A 15079-nucleotide genomic window follows, 5' to 3' on the forward strand; every position below is an offset into this window, starting at 1 on the left:
TCTAAATCTTGGAGGTGCCTTTCTTTTCGCTCTTTTTCGGTTTTGCTGGTGCCACCTGCATTGCCCAATTGCGGGTCAGGATCATGCGTGGGTGAATTAAGCGATGCTGATCAACCAGCCACAACAGCGTGCGATCGCACACCCGCCACACCGCCTCCTGTAAATTTTGCTGAGCCACCTTCCGCAATTCCTCTAGCTCCATCGTCTGACCCCGCCCCGGCTCCAAGCTATCCGCCAGAAACACAACACAACTCAAGGCATCCATTCCCGGTCGACCCAAGGTGTGATTAGCGACAGCTGCTAAAACCTGCTCATCAGTCACACCAAATTGCTGCCGCGCCACCCAAGCACTGACATCGGCATGGAGCAAGTGGGGATCTGCTTCATCTACCTCTGTAATGGCTAGCCCCGCTTCCCGTGCTATACTTAACAACCGCTCTGGGGGAAAGTATTTCGCCAAATCATGCAGCAACCCCGCCCAGGCGGCACGATCTACATCTAAACCGTGGTGTAGGGCTAGCTCTGCCGCCATCGTTTCTACCCGCAGGATATGTTGTAGTCGGGGTGCTGGCACATTCTCCGTGAGCCATGCCAAAACCTGCTGGCGATCGCGCAGAAAGTCTTTAGCCTCAGTTGTCACAAACGGGGTCATAGCCAAAGCCACAGCAGGGATGATGAAGTGCTATCCTTGTATCATAACGAAGGCTCTTTTCACAAGGATGGGAATCTCTCAACGCCACGGCAGAGCAGGGTAGGCTTTTTCATGATTTCCCCTAGTGGTGAAGAAAAAGGAGTTCGCTTTTTGTTAAACTTCCGTAATTCTACGGATAGAGGGAGGCAAAGAGAAAAGTATCGTAGAAAAGAGAGTATCGTAAAGTACGGAGTTATCCTGTGGAAGTTCTTTAATCATGCTGGCAGTGGGAGCATTTTCCTTTAAGCTTTGACTTAAAAACAGGTTACTCTTGTGATTACAGTTTTCATGAAAGCTCCTTCCCCTTTCCTCTCTGTTGAACGAGCTGTTCCTCCCCGTGGCCGCCTATGAGTTACTGCCTCAATCCAAACTGTGCCAAGCCAGATAACCCTGACGATGTAGATGTTTGTCAAGCCTGTGGTAGCAAACTGTTGCTGAATGATCAATATAAGGCGATTAAAGTGCTGGGGCGGGGAGGCTTTGGAACGACTTATCTCGCTATTGATACAAAGCTGCCTGGTAATCCCACTTGTGTCATTAAACAATTGCGGCCAGCCGCCACTGCACCCCATATCTTGGCCATGGCACGGGAACTCTTTTTGCGGGAAGCGACTACCCTCGGCAAAGTCGGTAATCACCCCCAACTGCCGCGTCTCCTTGGCTACTTTGAAAACGGCGATGAGTTTTATTTAGTCCAAGAATATGTGGAGGGTCTTACGCTTCAACAGGAGGTCAAGCGCTTTGGACCCAAGAGCGAAGAGGAGGTAAAGCAGGTCTTGCAGGAGGTGCTCCCCATCCTTGATTACCTGCACAAAAATAGTGTGATTCACCGTGACATTAAGCCCGCCAACCTCATCCGCCGCGATATTGATAAAAGACTGGTACTCATTGACTTCGGTGCCGTCAAAGACAAAGTGACCCAAGCAATGGTGGAAAATGCGCCAGAGCTTTCTACATTTACTAGCTTTGCGGTGGGCACTCCTATGTATGCGCCGCCAGAGCAAATGGCGATGCGCCCCGTCTATGCCAGCGATATTTACGCCCTCGGTGTTACCTGTGTCTATCTCCTCACGGGTAAATCCCCCAAAGAAATTGAACGGGATCCGCGCACGGGGGAATGGCATTGGAAGCGGCACGTCAAAACTATCTCCCCTGAGTTTGCTGCTCTCCTTGACAAAATGCTGGAGGATGCGGTGAAAAACCGCTACCAAAGTGCGATGGATGTCTTGGTAGATTTACAACTTTTGACATCTCAGCCGGCATCGGCGGTGGCTGCCCCTAGTATTTCCGCGGTGTCCCCAGCGGATGATGATCTCAGTAGTGCCCTTGCAGCACCGCCCAGTCAGGGTAGACCTCGGACTCCAAAGACAACTCAGCGCGCTAGCTATGCTTCCTCTGTAAGCCAAAATGCCCAAGCAGCTCGAATCCGCCAATCGCGGATGACAGGCTCCCAATTGGGAGGGCCGCCAGTGGTGGGAACTGGTCCAGGACAGCATCTGCGCGCCAAAGTCACACCACGGATGACAGCGACACAAGTCCTCACAGCCTACAAGCGGGGAGAACGGGATTTTGTAGATGTGGATCTCTCCAACGTTGTACTACGTAATGCGGATCTTTCGGGTGCCAACTTTGCCAACGCCAATTTTACCAATGCGGACTTGAAGGGCTGTATTTTGGCGAATGCTGTTTTGCGGGAAGCCAATTTCCAAGGCGCTAACCTCAGTGATGCCAATTTTTGCGGTGCCTACCTCGTGCAAGCCAACTTTGAAAAGGCAAACTTAAGGGGGGCTAAGTTTCTGGATGCCTCGATCTCAGGCGCCAACTTTACCGATGCTGATATTTGTGGGGCAGACTTTAGCATAGTTTCCGGTATGGTGCAAGGCCAGCTTGACAAGACGAAAAAGAACTGGTTTACAAAACTCCCTAAATAGGGAGGGAACATCCTTTGGGGCTTCTCGCTCCTGAGCTAATTGGGGATGGCGGGACAAGTAAATCAGGTTAGCTAATAAAAATTTCCTAACGAATTTGTTAAAATTAACGAATAGTGATAATAATTCAAGATTTTAAGGTGGCTCATGATAAAAGATGATTTCTGCTTTCGAGGGGATGGCAAATTATTTCGTTTGGTATCGGAAGCCCATCGCATTCGCCTTGCCTACTTATTTGATCCCCACTTGGCGGTGTACACCTCATTGGTGGAGCCTCTCCCCCACCAGATCACAGCGGTTTATGATGAAATGCTCACTCGCCAGCCTCTGCGATTTCTGCTAGCGGATGATCCAGGCGCCGGCAAAACCATCATGGCAGGATTGTTCATCCGCGAATTGCTGATTCGGGGGGACCTACAGCGGTGCCTAATCGTGTGTCCGGGGAGTTTGATTGTGCAATGGCAAGATGAGCTGTTACAAAAGTTTCATCTGCCTTTTGAGATTTTGACGAATGATCACATCGAAACATCTCGCACCGGCAATCCTTTCACCGAAAAGAACTTACTGATTGCCCGTTTAGATCACCTCAGTCGCAACGAAGATTTGCAAGCCAAACTCCGGCAAAGTGATTGGGATTTAGTAGTAGTGGACGAGGCGCACAAACTATCGGCCTCATTTTCTGGCGGTGAAATCAAAGAAACCAAACGCTACAAGTTGGGCAAGCTGCTGTCCACCCTAACCCGCCATTTTCTGTTAATGACGGCTACCCCTCACAACGGCAAGGAACAGGATTTCCAACTCTTTCTCGCTTTACTGGATGGCGATCGCTTTGAGGAGCGATTCCGCGATGGGGTGCATACCTGCGATGTTTCGGATCTGATGCGGCGGCTGGTCAAAGAAGATTTGCTCAAGTTTGACGGCAAGCCGCTGTTTCCGGAACGGCAGGCCCATACCGTGCAATACACCCTGCCCGATCAAGAGGCTGCTCTTTACAAGCACGTGACCGATTACGTGCGGGAAGAGTTTAACCGAGCCGAAGCCTTAGCCAATGATGGCCGCAAAGTAACCGTTGGCTTTGCCTTAACCGTTTTGCAGCGCCGCCTTGCCTCCTCCCCAGAAACGATTTATCAGTCCTTACGCAGACGGCGGGAACGATTAGAGCAGCGGCTGCGGGAGCAGAAACTGTTGAAACGAGGAGAGAGGGTTTCTCTGGCTTTTTCTTCTCTTCGTGACACTGGATCCATTACGCATCAACCAGTACATCCCCACCATTGTCGAAGCAGTTGTCCAACCTCTGACATCCCTTGTGGATGTCAAAGTCACAGTCAGACTGGAAATTGAAGCTGAAGGCAACCAAATTCCTACCACTACTGTCCGCACAGTTAAGGAAAACTGTCAAACTTTGAAGTTTGAAACCCACGAATTCGAGTAATCTCCCACCCGTGACCAAACGCTAGCCTCGTCATGACATGAGACACTTATCGGAGTCACAGCCGGCAGGTCCTGCTTCCATGAGGGGTTGAGTATAGCGGGAGAGGGCCTCGTGAAAATCATTGACACGCTTGCGCCGTGCAACCGCAGCGACTTCCTGCTCATACCGTTCCTTGCTAATCGGTTCAAAGGGCAGACGCGGGAAGGTTTCATGGGCATCAAAACGGGCCAATAGGGCAGCAGAGATGTAGCCTCGGTCCTCCTGAATGGCTTGATAAATAGCAGTGGCAAGGGGTTCGACTTCGTGTTCCCTTAGCTCAATGGTGGCACTGGTGTTGTGGGTGGTGTAGTGCTGCTGCACCTGCATATAGAAGTCAAACTGCGCCAAGGCGGAAAACTGGCTAATATCGATTGCGTCTGCCCCCGGCAAATCAGCCCAAGAAACGGCCACGGGAATTTCCACCAGCCACTCGGTACAGCGGGGATCGAAGGGGTCATCTAGAAGTTTGCCGGTTTCATCTTTATCGGACTGGGAGGGGATGATGTTGTAACCAAAGTCATAGCAGGCCATGGCCACCGCATCCCCTTTGCGAAACGTAATCCGTCGGATAAAGCGTTGGGCTTTGGGGGGATGCCAGCCGGGGGAAGCGCCGGTCAGCAGGGATTTGGTGCCCGAGGGTTGGACGGTAGTACAGCGATTGGGGCGCTTGAGGCCGTGGCGATCGCAATACTCCCAGACAGTCTCATGGACAATTTGCCGCCAGCGTTGCAAAAAGGCAGCTTCTTGGGCTTTGAATTCCCGTCCCTGAGCCGTATCGGGTCGCCCTGCGGCCCACCATTCCAGCCACGGCACGCCAAAAGCATGAACACAGAAGTCAAATAGTCCCGTAAAACTAACACCGACAATGGGATCAACGGTACGAGAGTACTGAAAGCGCTCCACAACAAAGCGATGGTTCAACAGTGCTGCCACTGAGAGGGCGCCGGCTTTGAAGGCCTTTTCTTGGGTTAGGGTATCCGCTGGATCAATTTGATTGAGGTGGATTTCCGCAAGGTTGCAGTGGAAGTCACTGCCGATAATTTCGCCACAGGGATTGAGGCCATAACGACCCAGGCGGTGGGCCAGCTCCCGCTGATCCATGGCGGGCGAGAGTTGCCGCAAAAAGGCTTCCCCCTGCTGATTTTCGTAGGCGCGCAGAAAGGCCTGCTTGAGATGCGCAGTGGTGAGCAAATCGACATTGGCGCGCGCAACGGCCTCCCCGGCCCATTGAATGGCACCTTCCCCCGAATAGAACTGACTGCGCACCGCATTGATGCACTCTTCAAGGGTAGGCTTAGTGTGAAAAACCCGCGTATGATTGGCCATGCGCAGCGCATCCCGCTTGGGATCAATGCGCCAATTGCCCTGTTCATCCTGCTGCCAGAGATTTTGCTTCGCTTGGGCAAAGGCCTGATCATCACTGGCTCCCTGCCGCATACCCGCCGATCGCCTGACATTGCCCGCAACGACCACAACAGCGGCCTCATCAATGAGCAAACAGCACTCCACAGAGGTCAAGCGGCGACCCACCGCCGCATTCAACAGTGCCGCGCAGCGATGGTAGAGGTCTGGCAGTTTTACTGGATTGGCCACCCCCCCAAACCCCTTGAGTCGCTCTCCCGTAGGACGCACATCACTAATATCAATCGTCACCTGAACTGAACCCCCCAATTGTGGGTTGCTGGCTAGTTCCAGCAGTGTTTGGTAGGACTTGACCCACCCTTGGCGGCTATCCCCCACTTTGATCTGGCAGGTCTGTCCCATAAGGGTCACCGTGGTTTGCTCTTGGCGCGCTTCTTTAGGGGTTTGTCCAATTTGACCGACGACAGTCACCTCAAGGCAATTGCAAATGGGCGGCAACTGCGAGATGTATTTCTCCTCTAAGATCGCCCCTGTGCCACAGCCCTGCATGGCCAAGTCCATCATCAGGCCAAAGGAATCCCAATCCACAACATTGGTGCTGGTGCAGTTGTAGGCACCGGAAAAATTCTCGGGCTGGCGCACCCAGTCGGTTCCTCCCACCCACAGCCAACGGCCAGAGGGGAGTGCCTTCAAGTCCTGCTGCATTTCCCTGAGGAGAGCCACTTCTGCGGCGGTGAGGTGCCCCACCTCCTGTAGTCCTTGCAGGGTGCGATCGCACACCTGTTGCCAACTCTCCCGCTCACCCGCTTCATTTTGGCGGCTGTAGGTACGGTAAAACACGGGATAGGCTGTGGGAGCTGTGGCGGGGAAGCTGGTTTGGGGACGGGGAGGATTTTGCACCATCGGGGCAGGACTCCATGGCTAAATACTAGGTGTAGTGTACCGAAGCTATTCTTGGGGGTCAATAAGCACTATCCCTAGAGCGAACCTGAACTACCCCCTTGCGGTGAGAGGGAGATGCTAAGATAGCAGAAAGTTTTTGCTGTGAGTCCAGAGTCAATGGTTGCTGCTCCCCCCACCCCCTTGAGTGCCGATGCCTTTGACCAAGTGGTGATGACCACCTATGGCCGCTTTCCCATTACCCTCGTGCGCGGTGAAGGTTGCCGCGTTTGGGATGATCAAGGCCGCAGCTACCTAGACTTTGTGGCAGGCATTGCCACCTGTACCCTCGGTCATGCCCATCCGGCCTTAGTGGAGACGGTCAGCCGCCAAATGCAAACGCTGCACCACGTCTCAAACTTGTATTACATTCCCCAGCAGGGGGCACTGGCGCAGTGGTTGGTGACTCACTCCTGTGGCGATCGCGTGTTTTTCTGCAACTCGGGAGCTGAAGCCAACGAAGCCGCGATTAAACTGGCCCGTAAATACGCCCATACTGTGCGCCACATTGCCAACCCAGTCATCATTACGGCAGAGGCTAGCTTCCACGGACGCACCCTTGCCACGATTACCGCCACAGGTCAACCGAAGTATCAGCAGCACTTTGACCCCTTGGTGCCGGGCTTTGCCTATGTGCCCTACAATGACTTTGCGGCTTTAGAAGCCTTGGTCGCCTCCCTAGATCAACCAGCCCCCCAAGTGGCGGCGATTCTCTTGGAGCCTTTGCAGGGAGAAGGGGGAGTGCGTCCTGGCGATCGCGCCTACTTTGAGCAGGTACGCCAACTCTGTACTGAGAAAGGGATTCTCCTGATTTTTGATGAAGTGCAAGTGGGTATGGGCCGCACGGGATGCCTGTGGGGCTATGAAACCCTCGGTGTCGAACCCGATATTTTCACCTCTGCTAAAGGCCTTGCCGGCGGGATTCCCATTGGTGCCATGGTTGCCAAGGAGTTTTGTGCCGTCTTTGCACCGGGGGATCATGCCAGCACGTTTGGTGGTAACCCCTTGGCCACGGCGGCAGCCCTCACGGTGTGCGAAACCCTTGAGAAGGGGAACCTCCTCGAAAATGTGCGCGATCGCGGGCAGCAATTGCGAACCGGATTCCATGAACTGGCAGCGGCCTATCCCCACCTCATTGCCGAAGTGCGTGGCTGGGGACTGATCAACGGTCTTGCACTGCACCCCAACATTCCCCTGACCGCTGCGGAGGTTGTGAAGGCGGCCATTGGGGAGGGGTTACTGCTGGTGCCGGCCGGACCAAAAGTGGTGCGCTTTGTCCCACCTTTGATTGTCAGTGCGCAGGAGATTGAGATGGCCTTAGAAGCAGTGGGTCGCGCCTTTGCTCGCTTGGCAGCCTAAAGAACATCCTTGCGTTTTTGCAAGCCCCCCACCAGTCCCAGCATGAGGGCAATAATGCCCGCCAGTTGCAGGTTGTTAGCAGTGACATTGGCGTTAAAGGTGTGCCCTTGCAGACGCCAAAAGCGATCAATAAGGGCTTCACCACTGGCGATCGCCCGCCCCCGCTGCTCTTTCCAGAGGGCAAATTGGTCTTGCCAGCGCGCCATGGCTGCTTGATAGGCTTTGACCCGCTGATTGTAGTCTGCGAGGCGATTCCGATAGGCCTGATCAAACCCTAAAACTGAATTGGGCAGTGGCGGTGGTTCACCGGGTTCAGGGGGTTGTGGGGGTTCGGGTTCATCCACCGCAGGGTGGTATTCCTTGCGCACCCCCGGAAAGGGGCAACGTCGAAAGAGGTTCTCGTCAAAACAGGGACACTGCTCTAAGGTTTCACGACTCAGTTTCTGCCGTTCAGATTTTGTTTGCTGCCAGCAGGCATCCCGCGCCACCTCCTGACCAAACCCCAACAGAGAAACGACATTGGCGTAGCCCCAGCGGGTCAAGGTTACATCGCTAATCAAATTCCCCACCCTGCCTAAGTCCTGTAGGGGAATAATCGCGCCAGCAAACGTAATCTGGGGCACCAAAAAGAGAATTGTTAACAAGGGAGCAACGGTTTGGGTGGGGGAGAGGGCAGAAACGAGTAACCCCATCACCATGCCGCCAAAGGTCATCAGGAACAGGGTGAGAAATAGGCCCGCGATCGCCCCCATGCCGAGGCTAAGATCAATTGCCCAAAACTTCATCCCCAAAAAAACCGCTGCTTGGTACAGGGCCAGCACTACCGCTGAACCAAGCTTGGAGAAAATATAGGGCCACAGCCCCAGCCCCACCATCCGCTCTCGGCGATAGATCTCCAGTTCCTTTACAATCTCGCGCATCGTGGCTAGGCTGCCCACCATCACCGCAATCAGTACCGTGACAAAGGCCATCGTAAATGCCTGCCCCGCATCCCCCTGAGCCGCATCGAGAATTGTTGGCTTCCAGAGGACGAAATCCAAGGCGCCCAAAAGCGGCGCTAGGGAGAGCATCAGCAGAAGGGCTGCCCGATCCTGCCGCAAAATGGCCAAATTGCGCTGCGTGAGAATCCACCACTGGCGCCACGGTGCCACTTGGGGAATCGTTGCTTTTTGACGTTGGGGTTGAACTTGACGGGTCGCCGCCGTATCCACGTTGAGGGGACGCTGCCGCTCCACCACATAGGTTTGGTATAGATGGGACTGGCGATAGCGTTGCTGCCAGACCGCTGGATTGGGTTCGCTCTCAATCTTGAGGTAAATCTCATCAAAATCCTGCACATCAAAGTAACTCAAGGCTTGATCCGGTGGTCCAAAGTAGGCAAGATGGCCGCCCCGTGCTAAAAACACCACCAAATCGCAGAGCATCACGTTCTTGGTGGCATGGGTAATGAGTAAAATCGTGCGCCCTTGATCGGCCAACTGGCGCAACAACCGCATCATTTGCGTTTCCGTGCCCGGATCCAAGCCAGACGTGGCCTCATCCAAGAAAAATAAACTGGGGCGGGTGAGCAATTCCACCCCAATCGACACCCGCTTGCGCTGACCGCCACTGAGGTGTTTGACCAGCACATCGCGGCGAGATGTTAACTCCAATTCCGCAAGGACGCGGTTCACCTGTTCCTGTCGTTCTTTCTCACTCAAATCAGCGGGTAAGCGCAATCGTGCTGCATAGTCCAAGGCTTGAGCTACCGTTAACTCCCTGTGGATAATGTCCTCCTGCGGCACATAGCCAATTTGGGTGCGATAGGTGGCAAAGTAGCGGTACAGGTCATGGCCGTTGACGAGTACGGTGCCCCCCGTGGCGGGACGAAAGCCGTTGAGGGCGTCGAGGAGCGTTGATTTACCGGCACCACTGCCACCCACAATCGCAACAAACTCGCGGGGCAAAATTGACAGGGAAATGTCTTGGAGGAGCTTCGCCCCCTTAGCGGTGGTTTTGCTGAGGTGAATGGCATCGAGGCGCAGATTGCCACTGTCGTTGTGGGGAACAATGGTTTCATCGGGGGTAAACAGTGAACTGTAAGGGCCAATGCGCACCAAAGCACCCGTGGGTAAAGGCACTGGTTTGCGGGGTTCAAGGCGCTGGTTATTGATGAAGGTGCCGTTGGCAGACTCGAGATCGACAATGTACCACTGTCCCTCCTGAAGGTAGAGGCGAGCATGGTACCGCGAGACGACAGGATGATCCAGCACCATATCGTTGCTGGGGTCACGGCCAATGCGAATCTGCTGGCGATCGCGCAGTTGCAGGGGGCGCGTTTGCTCAACGACCTGCGTGGCAGGCATCAACAGATACGTGAGGCGCAGGCATTCCCCCACGTGAATCACATCCCCCGGCGCCAAGGTGTGTTCGCTAATTGTGGTGCCTCGCCAGTGCAGACCGTTTTTGCTGCCGAGGTCAATGATTTTGTAATGCTCCCCCGTTCGCACCAGCTTGGCATGGTGGAAGGAGACAAAGGGATGGTCAATGGGAATGTCTGCTTTGGGATCCCGACCGAGAACCAGTTCCTCCTTGAGCAGCGGAAACTCCTGTAACCACTGGGGCGTTGCCACCTGTAAAATCGGTGTACTGGCAGCCCCCATCACCACTGTGCCGGGCAGTTGCGTTGTTACCTTCCCCGCGGGATCAAAAATGGCTTGAAAGTCCCCAATTTGCAGGCGATCGCCCGCCTTTAGAGCCACAGGGGTGCGTGGCCGCAACTTCGTGCCATTCAAAAAAGTGCCGCTGGCGCTCCCCAGATCCGCCACTTGGTAACCCGTCTCCGTGGGAATAATTAAGGCATGGCGGCGGGAAATTCCCTCACCGACGAGAATCACTTGGCTCTGGGGGTCGGTACCAATGGTCAGGCGATCGCGCCCCAGTTGAATTTGCTGTCGTGAACCATCAGTCGCCAAAAGCTCGAGAATGGGCAAAGCCATACCGCTTCTTGAGAAACCTACTTCATTGTCTCACTAGAAAACGAGTAAGAATTTTCTATTACGGGAACAAGAAAAAAAACCTAAAGTATTAGTCGTTACGAAATCCTTGGTATTAAATTTGCTAAATTAGCATCCAATTCATCCAGACATTGCCATCCTGTTGCACCTTCTCCCAGATTCTCCCAGACATGTAGAACACATCTTGTTTCCTTCTACTCGGCTGTTGTTGTGGGGATGTATTCATGTTGATGCACATTGAAATTATTGAAAGTAACCCCCACCTGCGCTCCCTCCTTGGCTGGCACCTCCAGCAAGTGGGTCACATTGTTCATGTGGCCAGTGGCTGTCAACAGGGGCAGGAAGTCTTTCAACTGCGGCATCCCGATTTAGTGGTTCTGGATTTGGATTTGCAGGAAGGCAATGGGTTAGAACTGTGCCGCTGGCTTCATCGTCAAAGTACGGCTTTAATTTTAGCCCTTTCCGCCCATGAGGAGGAAGCGGATGTGGTGGCAGCACTGCGGGCGGGTGCCGATGATTACTTGGCGAAGCCCTTTGGCATGCGAGAATTTCTTGCCCGTGTCGAAGCCCTGTTACGGCGCGCACGCCCCTGTTTACCCAGCGTCTTGAACTTGGGTGAGTTACAGGTGGATTTGGTGCAGCGGCGAGTGGTCGTACGCAATGTGCCAGTGGATCTAACCCCGCAGGAATTTAGCTTGCTCTATGTGCTCACGCAGATGGGGGGCACCCCCTTGAGTCGTCAGGAGTTGCTACGACGAGCTTGGCCGCAGAGCATTGACAATCCGCGCACCGTGGATACCCATGTCCTATCTTTGCGCAAGAAAATTGAAGTGGATCCCCAGCAGCCGCGCCTCATTCAAACTGTGCGCAATGTCGGTTATCGGCTGCACCTTGAGCCATTGAATGGCCGCTCCCAGCAGAATGGCAGTAAACCCCATTCCCCTCCTTCGCGATCGCTTGGTCACATCTTGGCCTAAAGCCTCTATTTCCTACAATAGGAAGCGTGACTAGAACAAACAAAGGCATGAGTCTCCCCACTTTAGAAAAAACCGCAGAGCCGCAATGGCAGTTTAACCCCCACACACTCCTTGACCTCTATCGCCAGCACCAATGGGATGCCCTTTCAGAAGTTCTTTTGAAGCTTCTTGCCCACTTTGAGCAAGTGACCTACTTACAGTTAACGCCGCCGCAACAGTATGCCATTAATGCCTTTGTCAAGCATTTCCTGTACATTTTTACCCAACCCGATTACATCATTAGCGATCGCCATGTGCCCGAGTTCTTGAGGCTAAATGGCGTCATTGCCAATCTAGTGGCGATTTCCCATTTTGGCACCACCGATCCTTGGCTGCTGTTGCTTGAGCAGCAACCCAGTAATTTTGTTAAATTACTCACCCTCTACTCCGCCCGTAACCGTCGTTCCTACCCGATTAACAAGTTCTTTGACCTCTCCCCCCGCCTTGCCAGCCTGTGGTATTGCTACTGTTTCAGGCACTACGCCGCCTTGTGTGCAAACCCCTATACCAAGCAGCGGCTCAGGGACTTCATGGCCGCTTTTGATGAACGCTTGGACACTCTCGTGGAATTTCACTACATGAATTTTGGTGCCACTTATATTGATGGCGAAGGGGATAGGGCTTTTAAGGCAAAGTTGAATCGCAAGGTTCGCGAACTGATTACCCGAAACATTCAGATTCACAATCAACCAAAGCCGCGTCGGATTGGCGTTATCTCTGGACGCTGGTTTCCCAGTACCTCTGTCTATCGCATTCTTCAGCCCTTTGTCAAGGCTCTCCAAGAAACCTACGAGGTTGTTTTATACTACTTCCCTCGCAAGGGGGTCACCCCCGACAGCAGCGGCTTTGTGGCGACCTATCCCATCACTCTGAGCGATGGTCAACTGGACTTGAGTCCCTTGATTGAGAATGACCTCATGGTGGCCTACTATCCCGACATAGGGATGGATCTAGAAAACATTATTCTCAGCAATTTGCGCCTTGCCCCAATTCAAGTGATGGGCTATGGCCACCCTGTCAGTACGTTTGGTTCTGAGATTGATTACTTCATCGGTAGTGCTGCTGTGGAGCCAGCGACAGCCGCTCAACATTACAACGAACGCTTGATTCTCCTGCCCGGCTTGGGTCAAAGCTGTATCCGTCCCCCATATCAGCCTCAATATCTTCCTCCTGCCACTGATCCGCTTGTCATTAACTGTAGTTGGTACGCCCAAAAGGTGAATCCCCATTTGTTGCAACTGCTGCGCTGGATTCTCAACGAAAGTCAGCAGCCTTTGCGGTTTCAAATTTTTGCAGGATCTGCAGCTGTCACCGCAAATGATTTTTTACCTTTCTTGCGAGATATCCAGCAGTTTCTGCCTCCTCAATCAGTTCAAATCATTGCTTACAAGCCCTACGCGGAATACATGGCCTTAATGGAGCGGGGCGCTTTTGCCCTTGATCCTTACCCCTTTGGTGGTGGTAACACGGTAGTGGATTCTCTTCTCATTGGCAAGCCCATTGTCACCTATGAGGGACAGCGTTGGTATAACCGCATTGGCTCTGCCCTTTTAAGACAGGTAGGGTTGGAAGAGTTAGTGGCAACCAGCGATCGCGAGTACGTTCAAAAAGCGCTGCGGCTCATCAAGGATGCAGATTATCGGCAAAGCCTGAGCCAGCAATTACAGCAGATGGATTTAGATCGGTTGCTTTTTCAAAGCCCAGAAAAGGAGGTCTTTCGGCAAGCGATTGATTACCTGATTGCTAACCACGAGGCCCTCCAGCACTCCCCTGCCCGCGATCCGATCTTGATCTCTGCCAATGGCTAGTCCCTTTGCTTGGCTAGAACCTGCCCTCAACACCCTGCAGCGCGCCCATTGGTCGCGGCAACCCACCCCCAGTGGTGCACCGGCAGCCATGGTCAGCGTTGGTGAGCCGCCACGGCCATTGATTAACTTTTGCAGCAATGACTATTTGGGGCTGGCGAACCATCCCAAGGTGAAAGCAGCCGCCATCCACGCCATTGAACAGTGGGGCACCGGCGCCACAGGCTCGCGTCTTTTGAGTGGTCACCGGCCTCTGCACCAGCAACTGGAGAGGGCGATCGCCCGCTGGAAAGGCACAGAAGCTGCTTTGGTCTTTAGTTCAGGGACAGCCGCTAATCTCGGAACCATTGCTGCTCTGGTGGATCAGCGGGACTTGGTGCTTGGGGATGCCTACAACCATGCGTCTCTCAAGAAAGGTGCCCGCCTTAGCCATGCCACGTTTTATGAATATCCCCACAACAATGTTGCCGCCCTTGCCCAACTCCTAGAGACCCATCGCTGCCACTATCGCCGTTGTCTCATCCTCACGGATGGCGTCTTCAGTATGGATGGGGACGTCGCCCCCCTCGAGGAGATTTTGGCGATCGCCGAGGCCTATAGGGCAATGGCGCTGGTGGACGATGCCCATGGCACAGGGGTGCTGGGAATCAATGGCGCCGGTACCCTAGCCGCTTTGGGGCAATCCAGCCCGACCATCATCCAGATGGGGACCCTCAGCAAAGCCTTGGGCAGTTTAGGGGGATACATTGCTGGCTCCCAAGCCCTGATCACCTATTTGCAACACCGCGCCAGCACATGGATTTATAGCACTGGCCTCTCACCGGCGGATACCGCTGCTGCCCTTGCTGCCCTTGAGCAACTACAAACAAATCCCACCCTGCGCCAAGCCCTAGAGGAGCGCATTCAACAACTGGAACTAGGACTGCAAGAATTAGGCTGGCCGGTTTTACCACGTCCTTTCCCCACACCGATCTTTTGCCTGCCCGCTCCTGATCCCGTCACGGTGCTCCAATGGGGGCAGAAACTACAAGAGGCTGGATGTTGGGTGGCGGCGGTACGGCCACCGACTGTGCCCTTTAGTCGTCTGCGCATTACCCTCAGAGCGGATCACACTCCTGAGCACATTGAGCAATTGCTAGCAGCATTGGCTGCCTTGTTAAAACGCTGTTAAGACGTGCTGACAACCGCTGTGTATTTCGCCTAGGCTGGAGATAGCCCCGTGAAATCGGCCAACTGTGCCAAGGAGTGCGCGATGATGACCATCTGGGTGAGTGAGCAGATTGATCCCTCTGGCCTGCTGTATGCCTGTATTGCCTGTCGTGATGAAGCTCAAGCGAGAGAGTGTGTGCAGTCTTTTGAGAAAAACTTGACCACAGAACAAAAAGCCGCTGGTTGGCAAGTGCGCCTGCGTACCGTGGCCTCTTGGGATGAAGTTCCCAGTACTGCCCTTAAGCTTTGCTAACTTTTTGCCTCAGCCCTGCATAACAAGCCACGTTTAGCAATTACGCTAGT

At 53.8% G+C, this 15079-nt stretch carries 9 protein-coding genes and 1 pseudogene; 7 read left to right on the forward strand and 3 right to left on the reverse strand.

Going from position 1 to position 15079, the window contains the following annotated elements; translation table 11 throughout:
• Position 1 precedes the first annotated feature (1 nt).
• Positions 2–652 carry a bis(5'-nucleosyl)-tetraphosphatase (symmetrical) YqeK gene (gene yqeK, locus ACK4HN_RS05640; protein WP_409868731.1) on the reverse strand — a complete coding sequence of 217 codons (651 nt, stop codon included), beginning with the start codon at positions 650–652 and terminating at the stop codon, positions 2–4.
• Positions 653–1038: 386 nt separating this feature from the next.
• Between yqeK and ACK4HN_RS05645 the strand changes: the two genes are divergently transcribed.
• Both ACK4HN_RS05645 and ACK4HN_RS05650 read left to right on the forward strand, forming a co-directional pair.
• Positions 1039–2622: a protein kinase domain-containing protein gene (locus ACK4HN_RS05645; RefSeq protein ID WP_409877327.1), complete on the forward strand. Its 1584-nt coding sequence runs from the start codon at positions 1039–1041 to the stop codon at positions 2620–2622.
• A 165-nt stretch (positions 2623–2787) separates the two neighbouring features.
• Positions 2788–3864: pseudogene (locus ACK4HN_RS05650) on the forward strand (DEAD/DEAH box helicase); the annotation flags it as partial.
• Positions 3865–4081: 217 nt separating this feature from the next.
• Here ACK4HN_RS05650 and nrdJ read toward each other — a convergent pair.
• Positions 4082–6355, reverse strand: coding sequence for a ribonucleoside-triphosphate reductase, adenosylcobalamin-dependent (gene nrdJ, locus ACK4HN_RS05655; RefSeq protein ID WP_409877328.1), 2274 nt, complete (start codon positions 6353–6355; stop codon positions 4082–4084).
• A gap of 156 nt (positions 6356–6511) precedes the next feature.
• Here nrdJ and ACK4HN_RS05660 point away from each other — a divergent pair, with 156 nt between their 5' ends.
• Positions 6512–7750 (forward strand): aspartate aminotransferase family protein, encoded by a 1239-nt coding sequence (locus ACK4HN_RS05660; protein WP_409868727.1) that lies wholly within the window; start codon positions 6512–6514, stop codon positions 7748–7750.
• Here the strand turns inward: ACK4HN_RS05660 and ACK4HN_RS05665 are convergent.
• The gene (locus tag ACK4HN_RS05665) at positions 7747–10728 is read right to left on the reverse strand and encodes an FHA domain-containing protein (RefSeq protein ID WP_409868726.1); all 2982 of its coding nucleotides are present in this window, start codon (positions 10726–10728) and stop codon (positions 7747–7749) included. The two genes, ACK4HN_RS05660 and ACK4HN_RS05665, sit on opposite strands and share 4 nt — an antisense overlap.
• A gap of 242 nt (positions 10729–10970) precedes the next feature.
• Here ACK4HN_RS05665 and ACK4HN_RS05670 point away from each other — a divergent pair, with 242 nt between their 5' ends.
• The 4 genes from ACK4HN_RS05670 (at position 10971) to ACK4HN_RS05685 (ending at position 15029) form a co-directional block, all read left to right on the forward strand.
• Positions 10971–11723, forward strand: a complete 753-nt coding sequence (locus tag ACK4HN_RS05670) for a response regulator transcription factor (protein WP_409868725.1) — start codon at positions 10971–10973, stop codon at positions 11721–11723.
• A gap of 47 nt (positions 11724–11770) precedes the next feature.
• Positions 11771–13570 carry a hypothetical protein gene (locus ACK4HN_RS05675; RefSeq protein ID WP_409877329.1) on the forward strand — a complete coding sequence of 600 codons (1800 nt, stop codon included), beginning with the start codon at positions 11771–11773 and terminating at the stop codon, positions 13568–13570.
• Positions 13563–14738: an 8-amino-7-oxononanoate synthase gene (gene bioF / locus ACK4HN_RS05680; RefSeq protein ID WP_409868723.1), complete on the forward strand. Its 1176-nt coding sequence runs from the start codon at positions 13563–13565 to the stop codon at positions 14736–14738. Before ACK4HN_RS05675 ends, bioF begins: the two co-directional genes overlap by 8 nt.
• Before the next feature lie 84 nt (positions 14739–14822).
• Entirely contained in the window at positions 14823–15029 is a 207-nt protein-coding gene (locus ACK4HN_RS05685; protein WP_409868765.1) for a glycogen debranching protein, read from the forward strand.
• Positions 15030–15079: the final 50 nt, after the last annotated feature.

Source organism: Thermosynechococcus sp. (assembly GCF_046299655.1).
Lineage (GTDB): Bacteria > Cyanobacteriota > Cyanobacteriia > Thermosynechococcales > Thermosynechococcaceae > Thermosynechococcus.

Coding starts and splice junctions, on each gene's coding strand:
- ACK4HN_RS05685 (WP_409868765.1), top strand. CDS start 14,823: ATGACCATCTGGGTGAGTGAGCAGATTGATCCCTCTGGCCTGCTGTAT.
- ACK4HN_RS05665 (WP_409868726.1), bottom strand. CDS start 10,728: ATGGCTTTGCCCATTCTCGAGCTTTTGGCGACTGATGGTTCACGACAG.
- ACK4HN_RS05670 (WP_409868725.1), top strand. CDS start 10,971: ATGTTGATGCACATTGAAATTATTGAAAGTAACCCCCACCTGCGCTCC.
- yqeK (WP_409868731.1), bottom strand. CDS start 652: ATGACCCCGTTTGTGACAACTGAGGCTAAAGACTTTCTGCGCGATCGC.
- ACK4HN_RS05675 (WP_409877329.1), top strand. CDS start 11,771: ATGAGTCTCCCCACTTTAGAAAAAACCGCAGAGCCGCAATGGCAGTTT.
- bioF (WP_409868723.1), top strand. CDS start 13,563: ATGGCTAGTCCCTTTGCTTGGCTAGAACCTGCCCTCAACACCCTGCAG.
- ACK4HN_RS05660 (WP_409868727.1), top strand. CDS start 6,512: ATGGTTGCTGCTCCCCCCACCCCCTTGAGTGCCGATGCCTTTGACCAA.
- nrdJ (WP_409877328.1), bottom strand. CDS start 6,355: ATGGTGCAAAATCCTCCCCGTCCCCAAACCAGCTTCCCCGCCACAGCT.
- ACK4HN_RS05645 (WP_409877327.1), top strand. CDS start 1,039: ATGAGTTACTGCCTCAATCCAAACTGTGCCAAGCCAGATAACCCTGAC.